The sequence below is a fragment of the Paraburkholderia sediminicola genome (assembly GCF_046026855.1).
GTDB classification, from domain to species: domain Bacteria; phylum Pseudomonadota; class Gammaproteobacteria; order Burkholderiales; family Burkholderiaceae; genus Paraburkholderia; species Paraburkholderia sediminicola_A.
In genome coordinates this window covers 170643-197202 of the sequence record NZ_JAQQET010000002.1, presented here as the reverse complement: position 1 = coordinate 197202, position 26560 = coordinate 170643, and the positions used below count along the sequence as shown (strand labels likewise).

22 protein-coding genes and 2 pseudogenes are annotated in these 26560 nt (G+C 62.6%); 6 read left to right on the top strand and 18 right to left on the bottom strand.

The genetic code is table 11. The features are described 5' to 3' along the window. Nucleotides 1-140 precede the first annotated feature (140 nt). The 11 genes from PQR40_RS03035 to PQR40_RS02985 form a co-directional block, all read right to left on the bottom strand. The gene (locus PQR40_RS03035; RefSeq protein ID WP_408224332.1) at nucleotides 141-1610 is read right to left on the bottom strand and encodes a DHA2 family efflux MFS transporter permease subunit; all 1470 of its coding nucleotides are present in this window, start codon (nucleotides 1608-1610) and stop codon (nucleotides 141-143) included. Nucleotides 1611-1780: 170 nt separating this feature from the next. After that, nucleotides 1781-2458 carry a glutathione S-transferase family protein gene (locus tag PQR40_RS03030; RefSeq protein ID WP_408334398.1) on the bottom strand — a complete coding sequence of 226 codons (678 nt, stop codon included), beginning with the start codon at nucleotides 2456-2458 and terminating at the stop codon, nucleotides 1781-1783. Between the two features lie 109 nt (nucleotides 2459-2567). Next, the gene (locus PQR40_RS03025) at nucleotides 2568-3791 is read right to left on the bottom strand and encodes a dienelactone hydrolase family protein (protein ID WP_408334395.1); all 1224 of its coding nucleotides are present in this window, start codon (nucleotides 3789-3791) and stop codon (nucleotides 2568-2570) included. 40 nt (nucleotides 3792-3831) lie between these two features. After that, nucleotides 3832-5472 carry an AMP-binding protein gene (locus PQR40_RS03020; protein ID WP_408389639.1) on the bottom strand — a complete coding sequence of 547 codons (1641 nt, stop codon included), beginning with the start codon at nucleotides 5470-5472 and terminating at the stop codon, nucleotides 3832-3834. Between the two features lie 70 nt (nucleotides 5473-5542). Further along, the gene (locus PQR40_RS03015; protein ID WP_408389604.1) at nucleotides 5543-5938 is read right to left on the bottom strand and encodes a RidA family protein; all 396 of its coding nucleotides are present in this window, start codon (nucleotides 5936-5938) and stop codon (nucleotides 5543-5545) included. Then, nucleotides 5935-6378, bottom strand: coding sequence for an acyl-CoA thioesterase (locus PQR40_RS03010; protein WP_408389602.1), 444 nt, complete (start codon nucleotides 6376-6378; stop codon nucleotides 5935-5937). Before PQR40_RS03010 ends, PQR40_RS03015 begins: the two co-directional genes overlap by 4 nt. Then, complete coding sequence (locus tag PQR40_RS03005; protein ID WP_408389637.1) at nucleotides 6375-7565, bottom strand: acyl-CoA dehydrogenase family protein; 1191 nt, start codon at nucleotides 7563-7565, stop codon at nucleotides 6375-6377. Before PQR40_RS03005 ends, PQR40_RS03010 begins: the two co-directional genes overlap by 4 nt. Nucleotides 7566-7593: 28 nt before the next feature. Next, nucleotides 7594-8445, bottom strand: a complete 852-nt coding sequence (locus PQR40_RS03000) for an enoyl-CoA hydratase family protein (protein WP_408484122.1) — start codon at nucleotides 8443-8445, stop codon at nucleotides 7594-7596. A 182-nt stretch (nucleotides 8446-8627) separates the two neighbouring features. Beyond that, nucleotides 8628-9185 carry a MarR family winged helix-turn-helix transcriptional regulator gene (locus PQR40_RS02995; RefSeq protein ID WP_408224317.1) on the bottom strand — a complete coding sequence of 186 codons (558 nt, stop codon included), beginning with the start codon at nucleotides 9183-9185 and terminating at the stop codon, nucleotides 8628-8630. Continuing rightward, complete coding sequence (locus PQR40_RS02990) at nucleotides 9182-9955, bottom strand: SDR family NAD(P)-dependent oxidoreductase (protein ID WP_408389598.1); 774 nt, start codon at nucleotides 9953-9955, stop codon at nucleotides 9182-9184. Before PQR40_RS02990 ends, PQR40_RS02995 begins: the two co-directional genes overlap by 4 nt. Beyond that, nucleotides 9952-12324 carry a bifunctional salicylyl-CoA 5-hydroxylase/oxidoreductase gene (locus PQR40_RS02985; RefSeq protein ID WP_408389596.1) on the bottom strand — a complete coding sequence of 791 codons (2373 nt, stop codon included), beginning with the start codon at nucleotides 12322-12324 and terminating at the stop codon, nucleotides 9952-9954. The genes PQR40_RS02990 and PQR40_RS02985 overlap by 4 nt, the downstream gene beginning before the upstream one ends. Before the next feature lie 264 nt (nucleotides 12325-12588). On the opposite strand from PQR40_RS02985, the pseudogene PQR40_RS02980 reads away from it, so the two are divergent. Next, nucleotides 12589-13776, top strand: a pseudogene (locus tag PQR40_RS02980) (dihydrodipicolinate synthase family protein). A 125-nt stretch (nucleotides 13777-13901) separates the two neighbouring features. Here PQR40_RS02980 and PQR40_RS02975 read toward each other — a convergent pair. The 5 genes from PQR40_RS02975 to PQR40_RS02955 form a co-directional block, all read right to left on the bottom strand. Continuing rightward, nucleotides 13902-14063 (bottom strand): hypothetical protein, encoded by a 162-nt coding sequence (locus tag PQR40_RS02975; protein ID WP_408224661.1) that lies wholly within the window; start codon nucleotides 14061-14063, stop codon nucleotides 13902-13904. Nucleotides 14064-14378: 315 nt separating this feature from the next. Further along, complete coding sequence (locus PQR40_RS02970; RefSeq protein ID WP_408334390.1) at nucleotides 14379-14966, bottom strand: DUF2726 domain-containing protein; 588 nt, start codon at nucleotides 14964-14966, stop codon at nucleotides 14379-14381. Nucleotides 14967-15024: 58 nt separating this feature from the next. Then, entirely contained in the window at nucleotides 15025-16206 is a 1182-nt protein-coding gene (locus PQR40_RS02965) for a cytochrome P450 (RefSeq protein ID WP_408224306.1), read from the bottom strand. A gap of 391 nt (nucleotides 16207-16597) precedes the next feature. Continuing rightward, nucleotides 16598-17830, bottom strand: coding sequence for a hypothetical protein (locus PQR40_RS02960; RefSeq protein ID WP_408508390.1), 1233 nt, complete (start codon nucleotides 17828-17830; stop codon nucleotides 16598-16600). 247 nt (nucleotides 17831-18077) lie between these two features. Next, a complete protein-coding gene (locus tag PQR40_RS02955) occupies nucleotides 18078-19049 on the bottom strand; it encodes an alpha/beta hydrolase (protein ID WP_408389594.1) in 972 nt (323 codons plus the stop codon). Nucleotides 19050-19063: 14 nt separating this feature from the next. Here PQR40_RS02955 and PQR40_RS02950 point away from each other — a divergent pair. Next, nucleotides 19064-19186: pseudogene (locus tag PQR40_RS02950) on the top strand (IS6 family transposase); the annotation flags it as partial. Between the two features lie 41 nt (nucleotides 19187-19227). Here PQR40_RS02950 and PQR40_RS02945 read toward each other — a convergent pair. Then, nucleotides 19228-20604, bottom strand: a complete 1377-nt coding sequence (locus tag PQR40_RS02945; RefSeq protein ID WP_408389592.1) for a DUF4915 domain-containing protein — start codon at nucleotides 20602-20604, stop codon at nucleotides 19228-19230. Between the two features lie 158 nt (nucleotides 20605-20762). Further along, nucleotides 20763-21314, bottom strand: a complete 552-nt coding sequence (locus PQR40_RS02940; RefSeq protein ID WP_408224294.1) for a lytic transglycosylase domain-containing protein — start codon at nucleotides 21312-21314, stop codon at nucleotides 20763-20765. A 360-nt stretch (nucleotides 21315-21674) separates the two neighbouring features. Between PQR40_RS02940 and PQR40_RS02935 the strand changes: the two genes are divergently transcribed. From PQR40_RS02935 to PQR40_RS02920, 4 genes are all read left to right on the top strand, one after another. Continuing rightward, nucleotides 21675-22721: a hypothetical protein gene (locus PQR40_RS02935; protein WP_408508389.1), complete on the top strand. Its 1047-nt coding sequence runs from the start codon at nucleotides 21675-21677 to the stop codon at nucleotides 22719-22721. Between the two features lie 134 nt (nucleotides 22722-22855). After that, on the top strand, nucleotides 22856-24082 hold the full coding sequence (locus PQR40_RS02930; protein ID WP_408334376.1) for a cytochrome P450: 1227 nt from the start codon (nucleotides 22856-22858) through the stop codon (nucleotides 24080-24082). Between the two features lie 161 nt (nucleotides 24083-24243). After that, nucleotides 24244-25671, top strand: coding sequence for a helix-turn-helix transcriptional regulator (locus PQR40_RS02925; RefSeq protein WP_408334373.1), 1428 nt, complete (start codon nucleotides 24244-24246; stop codon nucleotides 25669-25671). Between the two features lie 40 nt (nucleotides 25672-25711). After that, nucleotides 25712-26362 carry a GNAT family N-acetyltransferase gene (locus tag PQR40_RS02920; protein WP_408224282.1) on the top strand — a complete coding sequence of 217 codons (651 nt, stop codon included), beginning with the start codon at nucleotides 25712-25714 and terminating at the stop codon, nucleotides 26360-26362. The last annotated feature ends 198 nt before the right edge of the window (nucleotides 26363-26560 follow it).

Below are 26560 nucleotides of genomic sequence, written 5' to 3'. Positions count from 1 at the left end.
GAAACCAGCATAGCCAGGCGCGATGCGGCGCATTTGATCGCGCTTGCGGTTTTGCCGCGCTCAGCGAGCTATGTGTGGCGAGTGGTTCGCGTTCAAGCAGGTGAAACGTCTTCGACCGGTGAGCCGCAATACACCGCAGGTCAATAGTTTTCCGTCGTTGCCTCGTTGCCCGGGGAGCGAGACTGTTCCGATGCGGATGCGCCGCCAGCTTGCCCCGGGCGCAACAGCAAACCGCCCAGCACACCCGCCGCCGCCGCGAAGATCGCACCGAACAGAAACGCCACGTGATAGCCGCTGTTGAGCGCTGTCACTGCGTTTTCAGAAGCCTGCATGGCGTCGCTGCGCGCGGCTGCGAGACTCGCTAGCACTGCGAGGCCGAGTGCGCCCCCCATCATGAACGACGTATTGACGATACCGGACGCGAGGCCCGAATCGCTCGGATCGACGTCGCTCATGGCAGCCAGTAGCAGGGGATTGAACGCGATGCCCGCGCCGAAGCCAAGCAGAATCATGCCGGGAAGCACATCGAGCACGAAGCTGCCATTGACCGGTGCGCGCGCAAACAGCGCGAGGCCACACGCGGCGACCAGCAACCCGGCGGCAAGCGGAAGACGCAGACCGAAGCGCATCACCACGCGCGCCGACAGGCCCAACGAAAAGAACGCCATGATCAGATTGGCGGGTAAAAACGCGAGCCCGACCTGCAACGGCCGATAACCGAGCACGCGTTGCAGATACAGCGCGGAGATAAAGAACCACGCGAACATCGCAGCCGCCCACAGTACGCCGACCACGTTCGCCGTCGCGACATTGCGCAAGCGGAACAGACCGAGCGGCATCAACGGATGCTGCACGCGCGCTTCGATAATGAGAAACACGGCCAGCAGTGCGAGCGCGGCGAACAACATGCCCAGCGTCTGCACCGAGGTCCAGCCCGCTTCATTGCCGTTCACAACGGCGTACACGGCCAGCATCAGCGACGCAGTCACCGTGACCGCGCCGGCCACGTCGAGCCGTTCGCCATGCGCGTGACCGCGTGCCGACGGCAAGAGCGCGAGGCACAGCGCGTAGACGGCGACGCCAATAGGCAGGTTGACGAGAAAGATCCAGTGCCAGCTCAGCAGGTTGGTCAGCAGCCCGCCGAGCAATACGCCGATGCTGCCCCCACCTGCGCAGACGAAGCCGTATACGCCCATCGCTTTCGCCCGTTCACCGGTCTCGGTGAACAGATTCATGATCAGCGATAACGAAACAGCGGAGACGACCGCGCCGCCCAGACCCTGCACGGCACGCGCGCTCACCAGCAGCACTTGCGAATTCGCCATGCCGCATGCGAGCGACGCCAGCGTGAACAAGGTGATGCCGCCGAGGAACAGTTTGCGGTGTCCGTAAAGATCACCGAGCCGCCCGCCAAGCAGCAGGCAGCCGCCGAAGGTGAGCATGTACGCATTGACCACCCACACCAGCGAGGTCTCGGTAAAGCCGAGGTCCGCGGCGATAGACGGCAATGCAACGTTCACGATCGTCGTGTCGAGCACGATCATGAGCACGCCGAGGCACAGAACGATCAGCGCCAGCCAGCGTCTGTTGCCGTGGATGGAATGGGTCATGCGGGGACTCCTTTGCCGTGGTCAGTCGGGCGCAAGCGGATGCCGGACGTGCCGCCGCTCGACACGAAGTCGGAAACCCGGTCGGCAACCCGTTGAAGGCAATGGGGAATTTTAGTCTAGCACCCGCGACTTTCGACCCACAACTACGAATTCCTGGGCGGCGTATGCAGTCAATCGCCACCCAGTAGTTCGTACTTGCCGCCGCGCTCCAATGCCCGCTGATAAGTCGGCCGCGCGTGAATGCGCTTCAGGAAATCGACTACCGCGGGAATCTGCCCTTCCATGCCGCCGCGGGCGGTGGCGGCTTCGAGCGGAAAACTCATCTGAACGTCGGCCGCCGTGAAGTCGTTGCCGACGAACCAGCCGGTCGCGCTCAATTCCTTATTGATGTAGCCGAGGTGCAACTTCAACTGCGGATCGACGAAGCTCGATTGCAGCGTCGACGCGATCTTGCGGGCGATCGGCTTGGCGAAGAACGGCATCGGCGCGCCGGCAATGCGCAGCGCGACCAGTTTGAGCAGCAGCGGCGGCATCGCCGAGCCTTCCGCATAATGCAGCCAGTAGGTGTAACGCAGACGCTCAGGCGTGCCCGCCGTGGGCGCTAAACGGCCTTGACCGTACTTGTCGACCAGATACTCGATGATCGCACCGGATTCGGCGAGGGTCTGGCCGTCGTCGGTAATGACGGGCGACTTGCCGAGCGGATGCACCGCGCGCAATTCGGGCGGCGCCAGCATCGTTTTCGGGTCGCGCTCGTAGCGCTTGATCTCGTACGGAACGCCGAGTTCTTCGAGCAGCCACAACACGCGTTGCGAGCGGGAGTTGTTCAGATGATGGACGATCAGCATGGGTCGAAGGACGGTGGGCTGTGGAGAGTCACATCATAGGGATGTTGTGCTGAGGAGTGGCTCTAGTTGCTCGCCCCTGGCTAAACATCTTAAACATCGCACCCGCGCGTCACACCCGCGACTTCGCGCCCATTAGCTGATTGGACGGCAATGTTTCATCGAGCAGCTTACGCGCGCTTTCGATGCCGGCCACCGGCAGTCCCTCAGGATTCAGCAAGCCGACCTGCACGAGCACGGACGCCTGATCCCAATAGATGTGCTCGTTGTACAGCTTGTCGCCGCGAAAGCACACCACTGCCAGCATCGGCACTTCGAAGTATTTACCGGTCGGTGCGACGCCGGGCAGCAACCAGTCGATTTCGCAGCTATGCGTGCAGCTGAAAATGAATTCGTCGACGATACGATCCGCGCCGATTGTGCGCGAGATTGGAATCAGTTTCGTATCGGCGGGATTCGAATTGACGAAATGATGCGTATAGAAACGCTTGAGGTTGTCATGTCCCACGCCGCCCGTCATGGTGGGGACGTGATTGACGTAGGGTTGCGCGACCATGGTCGGCATGACGGCATCCACGTCGCGCGTGGCGAACTCGTAATAGCAATGTGCTTCCCACAACGCGTTCAGATCGAAGACCGGACCCAGCACTTTGCGCAGCAACGCGAGCGTGCGCGAATAGGCCATCATCGCGGCGGGTTTATCGTACTGCGGGCGCGATGGCGCGGCGAAAGCGTGATCGCAGCCCGGGTACACGTATTGCTCGATCTGCAGACGCGTACGCAATGCCGTGCTGATTCGCTCGCGCGTTTCGGGCGGACAGTGCGCGTCGTTTTCGGGGAAATGAAACACCATTGGGCAGCGCACGGCCGGCACTTCATCCAGATACGCTTCGAGACCGACGCCGTAGTAGCTGACTGCGCAGTCCACGTCAGTGCGTGCCGCGCTCAGGAACGCGAGTTTGCCGCCGAGACAGTAACCGACTGTCCCCACCTTGCCGGCCTGCTCGGGCAAAGTGCGCAATGTCGCGACTGTTGCCGCGATATCGTCGACGGCGAGATCGACATTGAAGCGTCCGAGATAGTCGAGCGCCTGCTTCATATCGGCCTCGCCATAGCCGAGCGAGATACCCGGCTTGATCCGCCAGAACAGATCCGGCACCAGCACCACATAACCTTCTTCTGCGAATCGGTCGGCCATCGACTTCATCGTTTCGTTGATGCCGAAAATTTCCTGCAGCAGGACGAGCCCCGGGCCCGACCCTTGCGCCGGACGCGCGACGTAGGCATTGAAACGGCCGCCATCCTGGGCGACGACTTCGACGAAAGAGGCGGCCATGCGATATGTCTCCGACAGGAAAGAGGGGCTATTCGAGGGGCTACGCGAGTGTACGCAATTCAAAGCGTTTGAGCTTGCCGGTTTCGGTGCGTGGCAGTGAGCCGACGAAAGCGATGACGCGTGGGTATTTGTACGGCGCTACGCTATTTTTCACGAAATCCTGCAGTTGCGCGACCAGTTTGTCATCCGGCGCAAAACCTGGGTTCAGCACCACGAAGGCTTTGACGATCTGCCCGCGCGTTTCGTCGGCCACGCCGATCACGCCGCATTCGGCCACCGCGTCGTGTTGCAGCAGCACGCTTTCCACTTCCGGCCCGGAGATGTTGTAGCCGGCGGAGACGATCATGTCGTCGGCGCGCGCCTGATAAAACACGTAACCGTCTTCGTCGAGATAGACCGAGTCGCCGGGAAGGTTCCAGCCGTCGCGGACAAACCGGCTTTGCCGTTCGTCGGCCAGATAGCGGCAGCCGGTCGGCCCGCGTACCGCGAGTTTGCCGATCGTGCCGGGCGCAACGGGTTGCATGGCATCGTCCACGGCTTGCACGACGTAGCCCGACACCGCGCGGCCGATGGCATGCGGACGAATCTCGCCGCCTTGCGCCGAGATGAAAATATGGATCAGTTCCGTGCCGCCGATTCCGTCGATCATGTCGATGCCGCTTGCGTCGTGCCAAAGACGGCGCGTCGAATCCGGCAGCGCTTCTCCCGCCGAGACCGTTTTCTTCAGGCTTGAAACGTCGTGATGCGCAACGAGCGGCGCCATTTGCCGATAGAACGTCGGCGCGGTGAACATGATCGTCGCGTGAAAGCGCTCGACCGTTTGCAGCAAGGTTTCGGGCGTGAGCCGCTCGATCAATACCGTCGACGCACCCACTCGCAGCGGAAAGCACAGCAGGCCGCCGAGGCCGAATGTGAAGGCGAGCGGCGGCGTGCCACAAAAGATATCGCTCGATGAAGGTTTTAGAACATGACGCGGAAACAGATCGCACATCGCCAGGACGTCGCGATGAAAATGCATGCAGCCCTTCGGCGCACCCGTCGTGCCACTGGTGAAGGCGATCAGGCAGACGTCGTCAGCGGCGGTGTCGCAGGCGGTGAAGTGGTCCGGTTTGTTGATCGCGAGCGTGTCGAGCGAATCGGCGGAATCGTCATGAAACAGGCGCGTCTGTTTCAGGCCCGCGCAGTAGAACTCGTCTTGCGGGTTGTTGCAGCGTGCGAGTTCATCGGTTAGGCGCGCGTCGCATAGCGCGGCGCTGACCTGTGCCTTCTCGATGATCTGCTTGAGTTCTTTCGCGCGCAGCAGCGGCATGGTGGGCACTACCACGAGGCCGGCCTTCAGCGCGGCGAGCGCTGTCACTGCCATGTGCAAGGTATTCGGTCCACGCAGCAGCACGCGGTTGCCCGGCTGCAAACCCATTTCGTCGACCAGTACATGCGCGCTGCGATTGACGAGCGCAAGCAGCTCGCCATAAGTGGTTGCCTGAGGCGTTCCCTCTGCGTCCGACCAGATCGCCGGATGATCGCGATGGCCGGCTGCGATAGTCGTGTCGAGCAATTCCGTCGCGCAATTGAAGCGCGCCGGGTAAGCCACGTCCGGGTTGTCGAGCAGAAAGACAGGCCACTGATCCTGCGGCGGAAGATTGTCGCGCGCGAAGGTATCGACGTGTGCTGACGGTTCCATCATGGTCTCCCGGGCGTTGAGCCGGATGAATGCGCTTCGGTTGGCTTGGTGGGTTTCGTGTTTCGTGTGCTTACTGGGGAACCACTGCCGTGGCTTCGATTTCGACCTTGGCTTCGTCTTCGATCAACGCGACGACCTGTACCGCGCTCATCGCGATGTCGTAGTCGCCGATCAGTTCGCGAAACGCACGGCCGATGTCTTTCAGCGCGCCGAGGTATTCGCGCTTGTCCGTGACGTACCACGTCATGCGGACCAGATGCTCGGGTGTGCCGCCCGCTTCATGCAATACGGCGAGTACGTTCTTGAGCGCCTGAATGGCTTGCTGCGCGAAGTCGGTGGTCTGAAAACGCGCCTGTTTGTCCCAGCCAATCTGGCCGGCGATAAACACTTGCGTACCGGTTGCCGCGACGCCGTTCGCGTAGCCGCGCGGCTTGATCCAACCGGCCGGGAGGAGAGCTTTTTTCATGAGCGATGCGCCTCAATAGATTCGGGCTGTGTGGCGAATATCGCGAGCGCGCTCGCGATATCGTCGGGAATGTCGATGGATGTGCCGCTTTCGAGCGATGTCGTAACTAGCACCTGTTTCGCGCTGAAGCGGGTTTCGTCGCCGTGCTGGCCGACGATCTCGATGCTGATCGAGCGGCGCCCCACCTTCGTAACGTTGAGTACCAGCGTGATCGTTTCACCCATCTGGCTCGGTCGCGAAAACTCGCAATCGAGTTTGACGATCGGCAAGCCGATACGGCGTTGCGCGATCATCTGCGCATAGTCGATATGCAGGGCTTCGTTGAACCAGTCTTCGACCAGTGCGTTGGTCATCACCAGATATTGCGGAAAGAACACGATGCCGGCAGGATCGCAGTGCTGGAAGCGGATGCGGATCGGTCTTTCGAAGGTCGTATTCATTTCGCCGCGTCCTTGATGACTTCCGCCGCGTGAGCTTTCAAAAGATCGCGGCCGACAATCAACTGCTGCACTTCAGTCGCGCCTTCATAGATCCGCAACGCACGAATTTCGCGGTACAGCATCTCGACGGCCGTGCCGCTTTGCACGCCCATGCCGCCATAGAGTTGTACGGCGGAGTCGATCACCTGTTGTGCGCCTTCGCTTGCGTGCCACTTGGCCATCGCGGCTTCACGCGTGACGTTTTCGCCCTGGTCGCGCAGCCAGGCCGCGCGGTAGACCAGCAATGCGCTGCTGTCGATCGTCAATGCCATCTGTGCGAGCTTGGCTTGCGTCAGCTGAAAATCGCCGAGAGTCTGTCCGAACATCTTGCGCGACGACGCACGCGAGAGACCTTCAGCCATGGCATGACGCGCGAATCCCAACGACGCAGCCGCCACCGACGTGCGGAAAATATCCAGCGTACGCATGGCGAGTTTGAAACCTTCGCCGGGCGCGCCGAGCATCTGGCTGCGCGGCACGCGTGCGCCGGAAAAATGTAAACGCGCTAGCGGATGCGGTGCGATCACGTCGATACGTTCCGCGATTTCCAGACCCGGCGTGTCGGCATCGACGATGAAGGCGGTGATGCCGCGTGCGCCCGGCGCTTCACCGGTTCTGGCGAACACCACGTAGAAATCGGCGATGCCGCCGTTGGAGATCCACGTCTTGTCGCCGTCGAGTACGTAGGCGTCGCCGTCTTCGCGTGCGCTCAATGCCATTGCCGCGACGTCCGATCCCGCTTCCGGTTCCGACAAGGCGAATGCGGCGATGGCGGTGCCGTTCGCCACGCGTGGCAAATAGCGCGTCTTTTGCTCATGTGTGCCGCCGAGCGAGATCGCGCCTGAGCCGAGTCCTTGCATCGCCAACGCGAAATCCGCGAGACCGGAATGCCTGGCGAGGATTTCACGCAGCAGGCACACCGCGCGTGTGTCGATCGTGTCACCGTGGCCGCCATAAGCAACGCCGCCGACACCGTATTTCAGCCAGCCTGCCGCGCCGAGTTCACGGACCAGATGACGGCAGGCTGCATCGACGTCATCGTGTTTTACGTGCGAAAGATTCGCGCGGCACCATGCTTCGATACCCGCAGCCAGTTCGCGATGGTGCGGTTCGAAGAACGGCCAGGCCAGCGCGCTGTGCAGATCCATATCGTTTTTATCGCTGGGAGTGCTCAATTCAATCTCCTTCGAACACCGGGCGCGACTTCGCGGCAAACGCGCTATACGCGCGTTCGAAATCGCGCGTGCTCATACAGATTGCCTGTGCTTGCGCTTCCGATTCGATCGCCTCGTCGATGCTCATGCTCCATTCCTGGTGCAGCATCTTCTTCGTGATACCGTGCGCGAAAGTCGGACCGGCGACGAGATCGGCGGCAAGCTTTTGTGCGTCCGCGAGGAGGGTTGCCGGTTCGCACAGGCGGTTGTAGAAACCCCAGGCGTGGCCTTCGTCACCACTCGCCGAGCGGCCGGTGAACAACAATTCGGCGGCACGTCCCTGACCGATGATGCGTGGCAGGATCGCGCACGCGCCCATATCGCAACCTGCGAGACCGACCCGCGAGAACAGAAACGCGAGCTTGCTGCGCGCAGTGGCCAGGCGCATGTCGGACGACATCGCCAGAATCGCGCCGGCGCCGGCGCATACGCCGTCGACTGCGGCAATGATGGGCTGCGGGCAATGGCGCATTGCTTTGACCAGATCGCCGGTCATGCGCGTGAACAGCAACAGTTCCGGCATCGGCAGATCGATCAGCGGCGCGATGATGTCGTGCACGTCGCCGCCGGAGCAGAAGTTTTCGCCTGCGCCGTGAATCACTACAGCCTTGACGTCAGTCGCATAGGTGAGTTGGCGGAACAGATCGCGCAACTCCGCATACGATTCGAACGTCAGCGGGTTTTTGCGTTCGGGGCGGTTCAGCGTGATCGTCGCGACTTTGTCGGCGACCGACCAGCCGAAATGTCGCGCCTCGTAACCGGCGAGCGTCAGGCGGTTGCCGGCCAGTAGCGCGTCGGCGTTGGGTCGTGTCATGAGTCTCTCCTATGTCGACCAGAGTTCGCGCTTTAGCGCGTTACTCGGGTCCCATGCAAAGCGGTCGACCAGAGTTCGCGCTTTAGCGCGTTACTCGGGTCCCATGCAAAGCGGTCGACCAGAGTTCGCGCTTTAGCGCGTTACTCAGGTCTCGTGCAATTTCGTTGCGCAGTTCGGTTCGGTCAGTCTTTCAGACTGTCGAGCAGATGTTTCTTAAGCTTGCCGAGACGCTGATGGGTCCGCGATTTTTCATCGAGACTCAGGCCGCCAAACAGTTCGACGACCCATTGCTCATGCGCGACTGCCATCTTGTCGAACGCCTTTCGACCAGTGGGCGTCAGACACACGCTGATCGAACGGCGGTCGTTCGGATCGGTGTCGCGCGAAACCAGGCCTTCTTTTTCGAGTTGATCCGTGATGCCGGTCACGTTGCCGCCCGTCACCATCAAACGGCGCGACAGTTCGGTCATCTTCAGACCTTCCGGATGACGTTCGAGCTGCGCCATCAAATCGAAGCGCGGCAGCGTGGTGTCGAATTCGTTGCGCAGCCGCTTGCGCAGCTCGGCTTGCACGAGGTTGGTCGTGGTCAGCATGCGCAGCCATAGGCGCAGGCCCATGTGACTATCGGCGCCCGTGCTCATTTCCAGATCCACGACGTTCTCCGCTGGTTTGGCAACGCCTTTGCGCGGCGGCTTGACTTCGACCGTTGAGGGCTTCTTGATGTTCGGCGCTTTGGTCACATTACTTCTCCACCGGAGATGGAAATGGATTGGCCCGTGATCGCGTCCGAACCAGGTTGGCAGAGCCAAAGCACTGCGTTGGCGACCTGTTCCGGGCTCACGAAGCGATGTTGCGGATTCGAGCGAAGCAAGGTTTCGCGCGCCTGCTGTTCGGTGCGCGAGGTCTTGCTTGTGATCTGTTCGAGCGATGCGTGCAGCAGTTCGGTCTCCGTGTAGCCGGGACATACGGCATTGACGGTGACGCCTTTCGTCGCGACCTCCAGAGCGAGCGAACGCGTCAGGCCGATCACACCGTGTTTCGCCGCGCAGTACGCCGCGACGTAGGCATAGCCGATTTGCCCTGCCGTGCTCGCGACATTGACGATGCGTCCGTGGCCGCGTTCGAGCATGCCGGGCAATACGGCGCGCGTGCCAAGGAACACGCCCGTGAGGTTCACATCGAGCATGCGCTGCCAGAGCGCCATGTCGGTGTGAGCGAAGGGTGCAGCTTGCGCCTGGCCAGCGTTGTTGACGAGAATGTCGATTGCACCGGCTTGTGCGAATGCTTTTTCGACCGATTCCTCGCTGGTGACGTCGACGCTGATGCAAGCGACCTCGCCGAACCCGCTGAAACTTTCCCGCTGCGCATCAAGACGTTGTGCATTGCGCCCCATCAAGGTGACGCGAGCACCGGCACGCAACAGCGCTTCGGCTACTGCCGCGCCAATGCCGCTGCCACCACCTGTGACGACAGCATGCTGTCCTGCGAGCGTTCTGGTGGGCGTATTCACGTGGTTCCCTCCGCATGTTGCGCGCGTTCTTGTGGCGACAGACCGGCATTCGCTGCAACCTGCGCACGCTCACGTTCGAGATTGCGTTCAAGTTGCGACTTGGCCGCTGTATAAGGCTTCGGCCACATCACGTCGAAATAGCCGATTTTTGCGGCTTCATTCAACGTCCACGACGGATTCGCCAGATGCGGCCGCGCAATCGCGCAGAGATCCGCACGGCCCGCCGCGATGATGCTGTTCACGTGATCCGCTTCTGAGATCGCACCAACGGCGATCGTTGCGATGCCGGCTTCGTTGCGGACACGGTCGGCGAATGGCGTCTGGAACATACGGCCATACACGGGTTTTTCCTGCTTGCTGACCTGGCCCGACGAGACGTCGATCATGTCGGCGCCTGCCGCTTTGAAGGCACTCGCGATCTGCACCGCGTCGTCGGGCGTGGTGCCGCCTTCGACCCAGTCGTTAGCGGAAATACGCACGGAAATCGGCTTGTCTTGCGGCCAGACTGCGCGGATCGCTTTGAAGACCTGCAGCGGGTAACGCAGACGATTTTCGAGCGAACCGCCGTATTCGTCGGTGCGTTGGTTGGTCAACGGCGACAGGAAGCTCGACAGAAAGTAGCCGTGTGCACAGTGCAGTTCGAGCCAGTCGAAGCCTGCTTCTGCAGACATTTGCGTGGCACGTACGAACTGCGCTTCGATTTCCTGGAGTTCGTCACGAGTGGCTTCGTGCGAGTACTGGCTGACACCACTCAAGTATTGCTGCGGCGAAGCGGACGCGAGTGGCCAGTTATCTTCGTCAAGCGGCTGGTCGATGCCTTCCCACGCGACACGTGTCGATCCTTTCGCGCCGGAATGCCCCAACTGGATACCGATTTTCGCATCCGACTGACTGTGCACGAGGTCGACGATGCGTTTCCACGCCGTGAGATGCTCCGGCGCGTACATGCCGGGGCAGGCGGGCGTGATGCGCGCTTCGGGCGACACGCAGGTCATTTCCGTCATGACGAGCCCCGCGCCACCCATTGCGCGGGCACCGAGATGCATCAGGTGATAGTCACCGGCAATGCCGTCGACGGCGGAGTATTGCGCCATCGGCGAGACGACCACGCGATTTTTCAGCGTGATGCCACGCAACGTGAAGGGCGTGAACATCGGCGGAACGGAGTGTTTTTCAGGCGCGCGGTCAACGCCTGAGCGGTGTGCGAGCCAGTCTTCGAACGTCGAGAGATAGCCGGCATCACGCTCACGCAAATTCTCGTGCGAAATGCGCTGCGAGCGCGTCAGCAGCGAATAGGCGAACTGTTCCGGCTCGAACGATGTATAGCGATCGACGTTCTCGAACCACTCCGTCGAATTACGTGCGGCGTTCTGAATGCGCAATACGTCGATGCTGCGGACATCCGTGTAATGCTTCAACGCGGCGGGCAAATCGCCCGGATGCGCGCCAATGCTGTTGGCGAGTTCGATCGAATCTTCGAGCGCGAGCTTGGTGCCCGAGCCGATCGAGAAATGCGCGGTGTGCGCCGCGTCACCCATCAGCACGATCGGTGTTCGCGTGCCGTCGGCGTTGCCGCGCCAATGCACCCATTCCTCGTTGACAACACGCGGGAAGCGAATCCATTGCGACGAACCGCGCAAATGCGCTGCATTCGATAACAACGCGTTGCCGTCCAGATACTTGGCGAACAGCTTCTCGCAGAACGCGATGCTGTCTTCCTTGCTCATTTCGTCGAGACCGGCGGCGCGCCACACGCGCTCAGGTGTTTCCACAATGAACGTGGATGTTTGATCGTCGAAACGATAGGCGTGGGCCTGGAACCAGCCGAACTCGGTTTCTTCGAAGGCGAAGGTGAAAGCGTCGAAGAGCTTTTTGGTGCCGAGCCAGACAAAACGGCAATCGCGCATGTCGATGGCGGGCTGGTAGGTCACGGTGTGCTTCTGACGGATTGCGCTGTTGGCGCCGTCGCAGGCGACGATCAGGTCGGCTTCGTAAGTTGTGTCGTCCGTGACCTGGGTTTCGAAAACCAGTTTGACGCCCAGTTCTTCGCAGCGCGCCTGCAGGATATTCAGCAGACGTTTGCGGCCGATGCCGCAGAAACCGTGGCCCGACGAGCGAATCTGCCTGCCGCGGAAATTGATCTCGATGTCGTCCCAGTGATTGAAGGCGTCGAGGATTGCGTCCGCGCTTGGGGCGTCGGCGGCGCGCAAGTTGCCGAGCGTCTGGTCGGAGAATACGACGCCCCAGCCGAACGTGTCATACGGGCGGTTGCGTTCGACCACCGTGACGTCATACGCTGGGTTCCGGCCCTTCATTAACAGGCCGAAGTACAACCCGGCCGGGCCGCCGCCGATACAGACGATGCGCATGCTGACTCTCCCACGTGGACTTTGCTCTGGAATGTAATTTAGGCTTCGATAGTTTAGATGTCAAGTAAATGATGGGCGAAGCCGGCGTGCGGATATCGGCAGCAACGGCAATCTGCAGAGGACTATCGAGAAGTTCGGTGCGCCTGGCTGCTTGCGACGGTAAGCGATCGATCCAGAAAAGGTATTGATCGATTCACTGTTTGGAATTTACGTGAATCGATCTACTTCCTAAAGTAATCACCATTCTTGATGGAGTGATCGCTGATGAGCCGCTACACGTTACAGGAACTGCACAGCGCTTTGAGCGCAGGCCTGCTTTCCTTCCCCGTTACCCATTTCGACCGCGATTACGCATTCGACGAAGCCGCGTATCGCAGCAATCTCGAATGGCTGTCGAACTATCCCGTCGCGGGTCTGTTCGCCGCTGGCGGCACGGGCGAGTTCTTCTCGCTGACGTCCTTAAGGCCGCTGTCGAGCAGGTGGCGGGCAAGCTGCCCGTCATCGCGCCGGCCGGTGGCGGCACCGCGCAGGCGATCGAGCAGGCGCAGGCGGCGGAAGTGAATGGCGCCGACGGCATCCTGCTGTTTTCGCCGTATCTGACCGAATGCGATTCCGCCGGCGTTGCGGAGCACGCGATTCGGATCTGCCGCGCGACCAGGCTCGGCGTGATCGTCTACACTTATCCCGGCACGGTCATGTCGGACGACGCCGCCATTTTTCAGGCGATGCGGATGGTCGGCCAGCACGGCGGCATGATCGCGTTGCATGCCGAGAACGGCACGGTCATCGACCTGCTGATTCGCGAGGCGCTCGCGCAGGGCCATACCGCGCCGCGTTATCACGCGCTGACGCGACCTGCGATCATGGAGGGCGAAGCGACGCATCGCGGCATCAGGCTCGCCGAACTCGCCACTGCGCTCGAAGGAGGCGCAGAACGCGCTATGGACCGCGCTCAAGACCGACGATCTGCAATTGATCTCAACCGATCACTGTCCGTATTGCATGAAGGAAGGCCATCAAGGCAAGGTCAACCAGAAGCCGCTTGGACGCGACGATTTTTCGAAGATCCCGAACGGTGTGCCTGGCGTCGAAACGCGCATGACGGTGGTCTACGACGGCGGCGTACGCGGCGGCCGCATAACGCTCAATCGCTTCGTCGAGTTGATGTCGACTGCGCCGGCCAAGCTCTTCGGCCTGTTCCCGAAGAAGGGAACGCTTGCGATCGGCAGCGACGCCGACATCGTCCTGTTCGATCCGCACGAGTCGCACACGATCAGCGCGGACACGCAGCACAGCGATTGCGATTTCACGTTGTTCGAGGGCCGCGAGGTCACGGGCCGGGTGAAGAAAGTGCTGCTACGAGGGGAATTGCTGATCGACAACGGCGACTGGGTCGGACGGACCGGTCAGGGAAAGTTTGTCGCGCGCGGCGAACTTGGCGGTCACTGGTAGAACGCCATGCCAATCTATGAGCATGCCTGCGATGCATGCGGGACGTTCGATTCCATCCGCCCGGTTGCGAGGCGTGATGAGAGAATGCCATGCTGCGGAGTGCGGCCTGTTGTCACCGCGCATCGTCAGCGGTTCGACGGTGCTGCTGGCGCAGCGCGGCGGGAGAGGCCCCACCATGCCGGCCAGCGCTCGAACCGCTGCGTGCAGTACGCGACCAGTTGCAGCGCACCGAGCACGAGACAGGCAACCGCAGTGACAACGTAAAGCGTCCGGATGTCGAGAATCACCTGGCTACCCCATGTAACGGAAATACGCCGGCAACGGCGGCGTTTCGCCCAATGGTGCCAGTCGCAAATCTCGACGCGGATTCGAACGTATCACACATGCTGGCATAGCCGCAGGTCGCCACGAGGCATGGATCTAGCCGCTCGCTCGCGAACGACCGAATGCGTTCGACGAACGAGTTGACGAGTAGCGCGGGCGGCCGGCGCAACGACTAGCTCCAAAGTGTGCGGCGCGGTGCACCGACGGGACTAGACATCTACGCAGTGTAATGCGGGTTTTGCTTAACCACTCCGGACCAACCCATGCTCTGGTAGCTTTCATAGCCAGGTGGAACGCATATCCGACGAACGACCCTCCAGCGCACCATCCTGTACATCGCGGGTGGATGGAGCTCCCGCGTAGCGGCGCACAGTGAGAATCAGTTCGAAATCGCTGCGCAGTGTCGCCGCATCCACCTTGCCGCTTTCGTAGCGGATCAACCGCAGTCCCGCCGCCGAGGCGATCGCGTCCTTGGTCGCATCCCGTCCGCGCGCAGAGTGTGGCGAGTGGTGGCAATCGTCGAGTTCGACGACGTACAGCACGTCGCCGTTGGCTGAACAAACCGCAAAATCGAATACCTTGCGGTCGAGTTTATTGCGTGCCGCGCGATTACCGCCTTTCACCTCGATGAGGGCGGACATGGCCACCTGAACATGAATGACCGCTTCGGGCAACGCCGCCCACAAATCGGCGAGGAATGCCGTCTCTCGAGCCGTCAGCAACGGGCGTAAGAGATAATCGACTGGTCCGCCTGCGCGGCGCTTTGCCTGAACGAACAAGGCGCCGCACAGACCGATTAACGCAACCCCGATGACGATAATCCACACTGGGTTCATAACACCCTCAAAAGAAAGATGGCGACTCAATTCCCGCAACGCTTGCGCAGGACTTCAATTGGGACTTCGATTCGACTGCCAGTTGGGACTACGACAGCAAGACAGGCAGCGACGTCAGTCCTCTCATGGCGCCCGTCGATATATTCCAGTGCGGCTGTGGGTCGGCGAGCCGCAGTTCACGCGTGCGTTCGAACAGTCGCTGAAACGCCACTTTGCCCTCGAGCCTTGCCAGCGCCGGGCCCAGGCAGGCATGGATGCCGGAGCCGAACCCCAGATGCCGGTTGGGACGACGCTCGATATCGAACTGTTCGGGCTGGTTGAAGTATTCCGCGTCACGGTTGGCCGAACCGATGACGGCACTGATCTGCTGATTCTTTCCGATGTCGACTCCGCTGATTGTCATCGATTCTGTCGTGGTGCGAAAGGTGGCCCGCTGCACGGGGCTCTCGAAACGCATGATCTCTTCGATCGCACCCGGCACAAGATCGGGATTGCGCTGCAAAAGCCGATAGGGTTCGTTTTGATCCAGCAGTATCCACATGCCGTTGGCAAGCATGTTGACGACCGTTTCGTGCCCGGCGACCAGGATCAGGATCAGAGCGGCGAGCATCTCGTCGTTCGACACCCGGTCGTGCACGTCGCATTCCCTCGTCAGCGCGCTGATGAAGTCGTCGGTGGGGGTCCGGCGTCGCTGGGCGACGAGAGTCCGGAAGAATTCCGTCAGGTTGCCGATGCTGGCCATGACCTGCGACATGCGTGGGTTCGACACATCGGGGCCCGTCAGCAGGTCGCGCGCCCATGCGCTGAAGCGGACATGATCGCTGCGCGGCACACCCATCAGATCGGCGATTACGTAAGCGGGCAGCACGCCAGCGAATTCCTCGATGAAATCGCCGCTGCCGCGCTCGATCATCGGATCGAGCAGTTCATCGACGATCGTGCGGATCGCTGGTTCGAGCGCGGCGATGCGCTCCGAGCTGAACGCGCGCACCACGAGCGAACGGATGCGGGTATGGTCCGGCGCGTCCTGCGACAGCAGATTGTGATCGTACGGACAGCGTCGCACCGGTACGCCGTTGACATGCTTGGACGTCTTTCTGGTCTTCAGTAGTTCCGCGACGTCGTCGTAGCGGCTTATTAGCCACATGCCGCCGGTGGGGCCGCCGTGCGGCAACCAGTGCACGCCGCCCGCTTGCCGGAGCGTTTCGTAAGTGGGATACGGGTTGCTGCGAAATTGCGCGCTTGTCAGGTCGAGAGTAGCAGGGGCCATGCGCTTGTCCGTGGCGATTCGTTGGCGATTGCAGTGTTGCTGAGTGTAGTGCCTGCCTGTGCATTGCGCATTTGCTGATTGCGCAGGTGCGCGGGATTCGCCGCGAAAAGTTCGCATAACGGGCAAGCGCTTCGCATGGGTCGAAGTAGCGTGCGGATCGACGCTCGGACGGATGTCCGTCCGAGCGCTCTTATGCTGGCGGCGACTCCGCTGCACGCCGCACTGCACTGGATACCGTACCCGTATTCATCCGGGACGTAACGATGCTGCGTGACCGTCGGGTCTTCGGTCTCGACTTGCCGGCAATCGACCGGTTGGTGTGAATAATCGATGAATAGTTCTGGAATCCTCTGCATCTGCGGCCTGCGCTGGTGCCTGCGCTGCTGCCTGGTTACGCATACCTGTTATACCCGTAGTATGCGGGTCCTTCCCGCTTCGGCCGGATCGGTTCGAAGTGGCCGTCGCCTTTGTCCCACATGGAGACGACGCGTGCAGACGGCGAGCCTGATTCCAGCATGGTGATGTGCGGTCCGCCGTTGATGATCCTGATTACCAACACGTCGATCCTGTCGTCTTCCGCCTGTCCGGCGTTGATCAGGCCGAGCGCCAGATGGGCACCCGTGCTGCGCGAAGAGAGCCTGGTATCGCTGGAAAGACGGAAAGGCAGCGCATCGGCCAGGACAGTCTTATGTTCGGGCGACCGTTCGTTGATGGCGGCCACGGCTTGCGGATTGCCTTCCATCGCGCCCCTCGTGAGCCTGGCCGCGTCCAGATGCAACGATGTGTAGTCGTTGCGCTTCAGTTGCTCGAGGCAGATCAGGAAACTACTTTTGGTGTCATTTTCAGGGATGGTGTTGTGCACCGTCTCCATACCGGCTTGCTGCAACGCTTTTTCGAAGGGTGCCATCGACTCGGCCTGCAACGCCTTGAGGTATTCGCCCTCGTCCTTGTAGTGGCGACGCATGCGGCTGGGCAGGTCGTTGAAAGCGATCGGGTCGAGAGGCGGTGTCGATTTCGCAATGGTTTTCAGATGACTGACAAGAGCCTCGACGGGCTGTCGGCGAACGTCGCGGAGGCTTCGCTCGATGGTCAGATCCAGTTGCTTCTTTTCTTCCTGTTCGTTCTTCGGCGGCCTGAAATCCCGAATGATTGCCGGCGACCATTGCGACTCATACGACGCTGGCTCCGCTTCGACGCCAGCGCGTGGCGGCTCGCGACGCATACCTTGCGTGCCGTTTTGCCCATACTGATGAACGTGGGGTACACCCATCGGCGCTTGTTCGGGCATTGACTGCGCAGGCTGGTGCCGAGACGGGGCCGGCGGGGGGCGCGTGTCGAAGCGGTCGGGGCGCGTGCCCGGCTGACCCATCCAGGGTGCGTGGGCGCCCGGCCCATGGCTGCCGGGTGCCCACGCGCCGGGAGCGGGATGCGCGCCGACGCCGAAGGCGGGCGGCGCAGGATGGAACTGGCCATATGGGCGCGTTCCCCATGAAGGCAGGCCGCCCAGCACACCCGGCATTGAATGCGGATAGCCGGGGTGCATGCCGTTTTGGGGGCCTGCCGGCATCGGCTCATCGCCGAACATGCTGTGCGCCAGTGTGTAGAGAATGTGTTCCAACCGCATAGTCGATCTCCGGTGCGGCATCGATACGCTCACAGGCCGTCGTCGAGATTGCCGCGGTTCATCCTTTGTACTGCCGGTTGCATACCGGTTCAGGCCGGACTGCGTTCCATTTGAGCAGCCTGGATGCGCTCGTCGCGCGATGCAAGGCGAGCGATCCGCGGAGCGGCCCGAGGCTTCGCAAAACCGCGCGCTGCTTCGGGTCGTCCCGGGAATTTCGCGGACCGCAACGTGGCGCGGGCAGCGCGAGTCAAGCCGGGATACCAAACGCCTCGCGTAGCGCGCCGACCGTCTCCCGATGCGCGACGGCGGCCTCGGGGATCAGGCCGCCCATCGAAAAGAAGCCGTGAATCATGCCTGGATAAAAGCGAATCTCGACCTGGTTGCCATGACTGCGCAAGCGGGCCGCATAGCCTGCATGTTCCTCCTGTAGCGGATCGTATTCGGCCGACACGAGCCAGGCGGGCGCCAGGTCCGTCCAGCTCGACGGCGCATTGCGATGACCGTCGAGCGGTGCGAAACGCCAGTCGTGGGTGTCGTCCTCACCCGTCAGATAGGTCTCCTGAATCCATTGGATCACGGGGAGGGTCAGGAAATATCCTTCGCCATAGCGGTGGTGGGCCTGCGTATCGGTGCGGGCCGAGAGCGCTGGGTAGATCAGCATCTGCAGGGCCAGCGGAATGCCCGCATCGCGCGCGTGGACCGCGCAGACCGCCGCGAGCGTCGCGCCCGAACTTTCGCCGCCAACGGCGAGCCGCTCGCCGTCGAGCGCGAGCGACCCCGCTTCCCGATGCAGCCATGACAGCGCGTCGACCGCGTCGTTGACCGCATACGGAAACTTGTGCTCCGGCGCGAGCCGATAATCGACCGACACGACCGCGCATTGCGTGTCCGCGGCGAACATCCGGCAGATCGAGTCGGCGGATGCCAGGCTGCCGACCACGTAGCCGCCGGAATGGAAATACAGCAGCGCGGGAAGCGGATCGGCCCAGCACGGTTGACGGGGGTAATAGATGCGACCATTCAATTGAGCGCCGTCGCGCATCCCGATACGCACGGCTTCGACGTCTTCGAGCTGGCGGGCCGGGATGCTGCCGAGCTGCATGTTGAAATCGAAATAATCGCGTGCTGTCCGAGGATCCAACTGGTTGATGCCGGTTACCGCCGCGCCTGCCGCAGCCCGGCGATCGAGAAATCTTTTGACGCTAGGAATGACTGACATGGTGTGGTCCGATGATCGAAGAGCTGCTGTTCGAGCGTGGGGTTATCGTCGGCTACGAAACTGTCTGACGCTGGTGCGATAAATCCGGTGCGTGTTTCGCATACCGTGTGAAAGCGGCGCGTTGCAAGCCCGGCACGTGACACCTTGACGAAGTATTGGTGACGTTGCGCGGCGATCCTTACCTGATCAACGCCGGTGCGGGTACTGCCGCGCGCGCGAGCTGCGCCAGCACGTGAGCGCCGGCAGCGGCCGGCGCCAGCTTCAAGGCGGATTGGGCATGTTGCGCCGCGCTGAAAGCATCGTCGGCCAGCGCGTAGGCCCGGCTCATCTGGCAGTGCGCGTCGAAGCAGCGATAGTTTGCTTCGAGGGCCTTGCTGAAGTAAGACAGCGCCGCAAGCGGTTCGGCACCGCTCGCGAGCAGCAGACGGCCCTTCAACAGATTCCATTCCGGCAGGTCGGGCTGATCCGCGTACAACCGTTCCAGCAAACGCTGCGCGGGGCCAATGTCCTGCCCGGTGTCGATCGTTTCGTGCAGCATCCGCTCGATCGAGGCGTATTGCTGCCGCAGGCGATAGAGCGCGTTCATCACACTGTTGAATTCGCTGTTCACCGCATGCAGGCGCCGCACCATCGCCTCACCGCGCGTGCCCTCGACCGCACGGCCCGCCCACGGCAGCACGTCGTAAAGCTCCGCGCCGAAGGCGCTCAGATCGTGCCAACGCTGCACACCCGATGCCATCTCGACCTCTTGCAGCCCGCAGCCACCGCCGTTGCGCACTGCCGACGCATTGTCGACGACCTCGGTCGTGCCACGGCTCTTGCTGCCGGTGCGCAGCATGCTGGTGCCGACGAACAGACGCTCACCCTCCACCCGCGCGCCGCGCACATAGCCGTGCAGCGATATCTCGCGCGGCGGGGTCGGGCCGGCGACGTGAATCAGCGTCGAGGTGCGCGAATTCACGCAGCACAGGGACATGCCGTCGACGAACAGCGAATGCGGATGCTGCAGACCGCGCCGTACAACCGCACCGCCGGCGTTCAGATCGAGCACCTGGCCGTCGGCCGCCTCTTGCCCCGATGCACTCGGCTTGCAGCCGAACATCGACAGATAGACGCGGCCGTCGAACGCCTGTAGCGAATTCATATGGAGCGTATCCGCGCCCGGATCGCGCTCGAAAAACACCCGCGTGCGCGGCTCACTGTCCGGCGCCCAGTCGATCGCGAAGACCTGGTTGGTGCCGCTGCTGACCAGCAACAGCTCGCCGTTCCACCACAGCAGCGAATGCGCGTCCTGCACTTGCGCAAGCGCGGCGGTACGCTGCAACCGGCCCGCACCGTCGAACTGCGCGAGCAACGTCCCCAAGGTACCGGGTGCGCGGACCTGCAGCGCCGCGTAATACACGTCGCCGACGCGGCACACGCCGGTCGCGCCGTACACCGGCAGCGGCACATCACTCAGGTCGATCCATTCGAACGCGTCGGTATCGCAATCGAACAACGCCAGCGCATGGCCGACCGGCTTCGCATAGCAGAAACTCAGCAGCAGAGGGGTCATGGAGTATTCCTGTTTCTGACACAACACATGAAGATCAACTGGCGCGGTACACGGCGCAGCCGTCCGCCAGCGCCGCCAGAATCCGGTCGACGCGCGAGGGGGTGCCGGGGTTGCTGCCGACCAGCCGCAGGAAGTCAAGGGTGGGAGACATGGCGATCTCACTGGTTGGGAGACAAGGGCGACGATGCCATCAAACCCCGGCGGACCAGCGTCGTCTTGACCATCTGTGCATAGGCGTCGCGCAGCGGCGGGCTTTCCGAGTGGTACGCGCCCACCGCGTCCCACGTATTGCCGTACTTGACCATCTGTTTCTTCAGGTGCCATGCGGCGACGTAGATGTTGACGCACTCGTCGCGCAGCCCTTGGGCATTGATACCGTAGGTCGCCAGTTCGCGCAGATGGACCGAGTTGATCTGCAGTTCGCCGATATCGGTCGAACCGTTCGCGTTGTGATGCACGGCGGCCGGGTTGCCGCGCGACTCGACCCATGCGATCGCGCGCAGCACGAGCGGATTGACGCCCTGATACGTGCCCGCGCTATCGAAGCAATCCGCGCGAGCCGGCTGGCTGAAACACAACGCCAGCGCGACGGCGGCAAACGCCCGCGGCACGACACGGCCGGACCTGCGGCTGGTGGTTACGCGATGGTCTCGATGGGATGCGCGTATGCGGTCATCGCATCCCGCATTACCGTTGAATGGATCAGTCATCGTCGGCTCTGTAGGGTTGGAAGGAACGTTGCGGCGTGGCGAGACGCGCGCCACGCCTCGTGGCAGACCACGTGAGGCGCAGACGGGAGCGTCTCGATTCCGGATTCAAGGTAGTCGGGCGTTTGAGGGAAGTCCATGGCGCAGCGCCAGCAACGGGCCACAGGTTCGCATCGGCGTTCACCGCTTCGGCACCGGGCCGCGGTCGAACCCGCTGCGCACCGCCGACTTCGCATCGCGCGGCGTCGCTTCGCGCAAGACGCCTGACGCGTGCGCGAACGACGCTATAACGCACCCTATTGGCCATTGACATGCCTGCGGCGCGGCCGTTGGATGCGGCCGCATCGATTGACGGAGATTCCTATGCCAGGCGCAGAGAGATTAGGCCACCACGAGTCGTCGCACATCGACGGGCTGCCATCAGGCTCACCCGCGGAACACGACATACCGCAACAGGAGCCTGAGCTAAGATCATCCACGCTCGGCAGCATCCCACAGTTCGAGGGATTGAACCGCCCGCGCTCGCCCGCGCCCGCGATTAGCCGGAACCGGATGCCGGGTTTGAGCCGTCCTTCGACGCCCGAGAACGCAAACATCGTTCATGGAAGGCCGTTCGAAGGCACGCCGATTTCGCCAGGCTTCTCGCGCGCGCGGCGTCTTGGAAGTTTCGGGTCGGACGATAGGGGAGGGCAGCCGGAGACGCCCGCCTTCCGTCCGGGAGGAAGCTACTTTGGGCACCCGGAGCGGGACATCCCCAGCCGTGCCAGCACCGTATCGCCACTACTGTCTTCACGCGGCTCGACTCCGGTATTTGGGCACAGCAGCCCCAGGCGTCCTGGCACGGCTCATGAAGAAGCGTTCATTGGCAATCCGCAGCCGGGCGACTCGGACCTGAATCATCCTGGCACGTCCAGCGAATCCGGGCGGATGTCCGGAGCGCCGATCGAGTTCAGCCTGCCACCGGGTCAGCGCCCGGAGTCCGGTGCGCAGCCGACCGGGTTCGGCGCACCGCCGGCCTCGCACGGTGTACCGCTGCAAAACCCAGGGTTCCAGGCAATGCCACCCTCGCACGGTCCACAGCCGCCGTTCCCGGGGGTCGGCGGGCCGCATGGCTATCCGCAACAACAGTATCCGAGCGGGTTCAGTCGCATGAATCCGATGAACCAGACGCCGTGGTCGCAGCCGCTCCAACCACAACCGCCGATGTATAACCAACCCGGCGGCTACCCGGGCTATCCGCAGCAGAGCCGCTGGACGAACGTGGTGTCGACGGTCAGCAATTGGGTCGGTCAATTCGGGCAGATGGGCATGACCATCATCAGCACCGGCCTGAGCCTCCTCACCGGCTATCTGAACCTGCAGAAAGAAGCCGGGAAAGACATCGAGGAGTTATCGAAGCACTCGACCTGAGTCCGCAGCCCGCGTAGCCGCCCGGCCGCGCGGGTTCACGTACGGTATCGCGACGGGCTCTGCCCGCCGCGATACCGTCGCTGCCTGAGCCCATCACCACGCACTTCGGCGCACACCGCTTGCGAGGAAGCCTTATGTCAACGCTGGATGCCAGCGCCACTGCGCGCAGGGCACTTTTCTATCTGCTGACGAACGACACCGACGACCGCCGGCCGCTGTACGACGCGCTACCCGTCGAGCATCCGGTCTACCGCGATGCCAGCGGCACCTGGATGGTCAGTTCGTACCGGCTCGCCAAGGAGGTGCTGAACAGCCCCGACTTTTCCAACCGCACGCCGTCTGCCGAAACCGGCGCGCTGCAGGACACGGCAGGCATTCTCGACATGATGCTGTTTCAGTCCGAGGACCATCATCATCGTTTGCGGCAGGTCTTCGCGCCGCTCTTTTCAAGGACCCGCATGGCGAGCTTGCGCGAACTCGTGCAGGCGGATCTCGCCGCGCTGTTCGCGCAGATCCCCGATCCGGCGCGCTTCGATCTCGTGGCCCAGGTCGCGCAACGGCTACCCGTGCTGACGATCTGCCGGCTGCTCGGCATCGACGTGACCGACACCAGCAGACTGGTCGCCGCATCGCTATCGGCGATCAGGCTTATCAGCTTCGCACCGCTTCGACCGCACGAGCACGCCCAGGCCGTGACGCAGACGATGGCGTTCATGGGCGAACTGAACGGCTACATGCCCGGCGTGCTGTCGCTGATCCGCGCGGGCGATACGCCGGCCTCGCCCGCCGCCGCGCAGCAGGGCGCGACGGCAACGTACCGCGAACTGCTGGTCAACGTGCTGCTGATGTTCATCGCTGGCTACGGAACCACGATGCTGTCGATCGGCAATACCGTCTCCGAAGCATTGCGACGTCCCGGCTTATGGCGTTCTCTGGTGGCCGAGCCGGCCAGCGTCTCCGGCGTCATACGCGAACTGATGCGGGTGGAGCCGGTGGTCCATATCCTGATTCGCTACGCGGTGCGCGACGCGATGCTCGACGGTCTGTCCGTCAAGGCAGGCGAACGGGTGGCCTTGCTGATCGCCGCCGCCAATCGGGACCCGGCCGAGTTCGAAGCACCAGGCGAAGTGCGGCTCGATCGCACAAGCGGCAACTCGCTTGCTTTCGGCGCGGGCATGCACGGCTGCATCGGTGTGGCGCTCGCCAGAATGCAGCTGGAAGCCTTGTTCGCCGCGCTGATCGAGCGCATGCCGAATGTCGCGCTCGAGCGTGACGCAAATCCGTATCTGCAGGAAGGCTGCTTCCGGGGTTATCGGGAACTGTGGCTGACCAATGCTCGCAGCCCCTCGCCGGCAGCGTAACGGGGCGATGTGCGAACGCCGTCCTATCAACTGCCAAACCCAACTGCCAAACAACAGTAACAGAACGTCACAAAGCGAATTGCGCAACGGACCCTGGTGCAACGATACGTCCAGCCAACGACGTTTTCGTTTTCTACCAGGTTCTTTGCGGGAGTTGCATCATGTCTGTCTCGATCTACTTTGCCGTTGCCTCCACGCTATCGTCGGCCGACGCCACGTCGACCTTCTTCGCCAAGATGCTCGCCGGCCAGTTCCGTGATGCCGCCTCGGTCGCCGCGGCGCGTGCCGAGCGCGAGCAAGGGGGGGCCGCGCCGAACTATGCCAGCCTGCAGAACTATGCCGACGTGCAGCTTGTGCTGGGCTGTTACGAAGACGCAGAAGAGATCTACCGGCGCGCGAAAAAATCCATCCGCAGCGAACACGGCACCATGCGCGCCGCACTGTCGCGCAACGCCGGCTGGCAAGCACTCTTTCAGAGTCATCTCAGCACCGCGCTGAAGTGCTTCAAGCGGGTCGACGACGACGCCGACGCGAGTCCCGGACTGCGCCTCGAGAGCCTGGTGGGTTCGGTGCTGGTGCTGTTCCAGCTCGGCCGCCTCGACGGCGTGCGCAGTCGCCTCGAATTGCTCAGCGAGATGGCCCGCGAGGCCGCCGACAGCCGCTGGCGCCGTCTCGCCGAAGTGCTGCGCGCCGATCTGCTCGCGCAATACCGGATGCGTTCGTCTGCCCAGCTCGCCGACCATATCTACTGGCACTCGGCAATTCTCGAACTGCGTGCCGCCGATCTCTGCGAAGCGTCGCCTCCGCTGCCCGAGGACACCCCGACGATCGCCGCGCTCGCGCGCCGCGCCGACTATCTGAACCACCTGCTGGCGCTGTCGCGCGGCAGCCATGCCGGGCTCACGCAGATCGACGCGCATCTGCGCTGGAGCCAGAGCGCCGGACTCGACGACTACCACCGCGAGCTGCGCCTCGAGGTCGCGCTCGCGGCACTGGCCGGCAGTGCCTCCAATGTGGCCGACACGATGCTGCGCATGTTCGGCGACGGCGCGATGCACGGCAACCAGCACGCTCACTGGTACCTCGAGTATCTGTACTGCCAGTCGAAAATGCGCCAGCAGCAGGGTCGCCTGCAAGACCATTCGCAGATGTACGCCCGGTACGCGCTGATGTCGATCAAGCACGTGCGCGCGGACAGCGTCGCCATGCCCACCGCTCCCGCCGAACGTGCCGCGGCCCCGGCCGACGATATCAGCGCGCGGCTGCCCGGCAAATACCGGCGCGCCTACCGCTATCTGATCGAGCACCTCGAACGTCCCGATCTGTCGGTGCGCGAAGTGGCAAACCATATCGGCGTCACCGAGCGCGCGCTGCAGGCCGCCTTCAAGGCCAATCTCGGTTATTCGCCGAGCCAGTTGATCCGTAGCCGCCGCATGGAACACATCCGCGACGAACTGCTCGCGGACGATACCCATGCCTCCAGCGTATTGCAGGTTGCCAATCGCTGGGGCGTGCAGCATCGCTCGACTCTCCTCAATGGCTATCGCAAGCTGTACAACGAAGCCCCGTCGGAAACCCTGTCGCGCTGAGCGCATGCGTACGCGCAAGCCGATCCTGCAAGGAGGCGATATGAACAGTTTCTTCCCCCCGCGTGTCATCGAAACCGGCGAGATACGGTTACGTCCGTTCGTCGATGCCGACGCCGGCTCCCTCTTCTATGTGCTGCTAGGCGACCCGGCCGTCACCGAGTGGTTGCCGCTGCGTACGCATCGCAGCATCGACGAATCGCGCGCCTTCATCCGCGTCTGCGAACTCGGTTGGACCAGTGCGACGCGCTTCACCTGGGCGCTCGAAGACAGCGCAAGCGGACACCTGCTGGCGGCCGTCGAACTGGTGCCGAACCTGCCGCGCGCCGAACTGGGCGTGATCATCAGCCGGCGCGACGGGCATCGCCGGCGCCGCGCGAGCCTCGCCGCGCTGCTCAAATTGATCGACTGGCTGATGGCCCAACCGCAGATGTGCCGCCTGCATGCGTACTGCGCGCCGCAAGGCCGTGCCGTCAGCACGATGACGCGGCTCGGCTTCACGCTCGAAGGGCAACTGACGAATTGGGAACCGCGACCGAACCGCGGACTGGCGGCCGACGACGCCCTGCTGTTCGCGATCACGCGGGCGCCGGGCGAGCCGCTGGCGCGGCTTGTGGACCGGCTTGCACGCACCCGCCGCAGCGCGACACCGGCGCTGCGTGCCGCACCCGGCGAGCAGCTCGCGCACGCTTGACCAGTCGGCTCCGCACAGCGCGTCTCGCAGCCGACGCCGGGCGGGCGTTGTCAACTTGTCGATCCAGCAACGCGGACGGTTCCGTTATTCTGGACGTCAAAAGCAATTAAAATAAATCAAAAGCAATCCGAAGTAACCGACACTTCGGATCGGCTCACGATCAAATATCCCACGCGTACAAGGTTTGAGTCCGCCGCA

Coding starts and splice junctions, on each gene's coding strand:
- PQR40_RS03035 (WP_408224332.1), bottom strand. CDS start 1,610: ATGACCCATTCCATCCACGGCAACAGACGCTGGCTGGCGCTGATCGTT.
- PQR40_RS03030 (WP_408334398.1), bottom strand. CDS start 2,458: ATGCTGATCGTCCATCATCTGAACAACTCCCGCTCGCAACGCGTGTTG.
- PQR40_RS03025 (WP_408334395.1), bottom strand. CDS start 3,791: ATGGCCGCCTCTTTCGTCGAAGTCGTCGCCCAGGATGGCGGCCGTTTC.
- PQR40_RS03020 (WP_408389639.1), bottom strand. CDS start 5,472: ATGGAACCGTCAGCACACGTCGATACCTTCGCGCGCGACAATCTTCCG.
- PQR40_RS03015 (WP_408389604.1), bottom strand. CDS start 5,938: ATGAAAAAAGCTCTCCTCCCGGCCGGTTGGATCAAGCCGCGCGGCTAC.
- PQR40_RS03010 (WP_408389602.1), bottom strand. CDS start 6,378: ATGAATACGACCTTCGAAAGACCGATCCGCATCCGCTTCCAGCACTGC.
- PQR40_RS03005 (WP_408389637.1), bottom strand. CDS start 7,565: ATGGATCTGCACAGCGCGCTGGCCTGGCCGTTCTTCGAACCGCACCAT.
- PQR40_RS03000 (WP_408484122.1), bottom strand. CDS start 8,445: ATGACACGACCCAACGCCGACGCGCTACTGGCCGGCAACCGCCTGACG.
- PQR40_RS02985 (WP_408389596.1), bottom strand. CDS start 12,324: ATGCGCATCGTCTGTATCGGCGGCGGCCCGGCCGGGTTGTACTTCGGC.
- PQR40_RS02965 (WP_408224306.1), bottom strand. CDS start 16,206: ATGGCCCCTGCTACTCTCGACCTGACAAGCGCGCAATTTCGCAGCAAC.
- PQR40_RS02960 (WP_408508390.1), bottom strand. CDS start 17,830: ATGCGGTTGGAACACATTCTCTACACACTGGCGCACAGCATGTTCGGC.
- PQR40_RS02955 (WP_408389594.1), bottom strand. CDS start 19,049: ATGTCAGTCATTCCTAGCGTCAAAAGATTTCTCGATCGCCGGGCTGCG.
- PQR40_RS02945 (WP_408389592.1), bottom strand. CDS start 20,604: ATGACCCCTCTGCTGCTGAGTTTCTGCTATGCGAAGCCGGTCGGCCAT.
- PQR40_RS02940 (WP_408224294.1), bottom strand. CDS start 21,314: ATGACTGATCCATTCAACGGTAATGCGGGATGCGATGACCGCATACGC.
- PQR40_RS02935 (WP_408508389.1), top strand. CDS start 21,675: ATGCCAGGCGCAGAGAGATTAGGCCACCACGAGTCGTCGCACATCGAC.
- PQR40_RS02930 (WP_408334376.1), top strand. CDS start 22,856: ATGTCAACGCTGGATGCCAGCGCCACTGCGCGCAGGGCACTTTTCTAT.
- PQR40_RS02925 (WP_408334373.1), top strand. CDS start 24,244: ATGTCTGTCTCGATCTACTTTGCCGTTGCCTCCACGCTATCGTCGGCC.
- PQR40_RS02920 (WP_408224282.1), top strand. CDS start 25,712: ATGAACAGTTTCTTCCCCCCGCGTGTCATCGAAACCGGCGAGATACGG.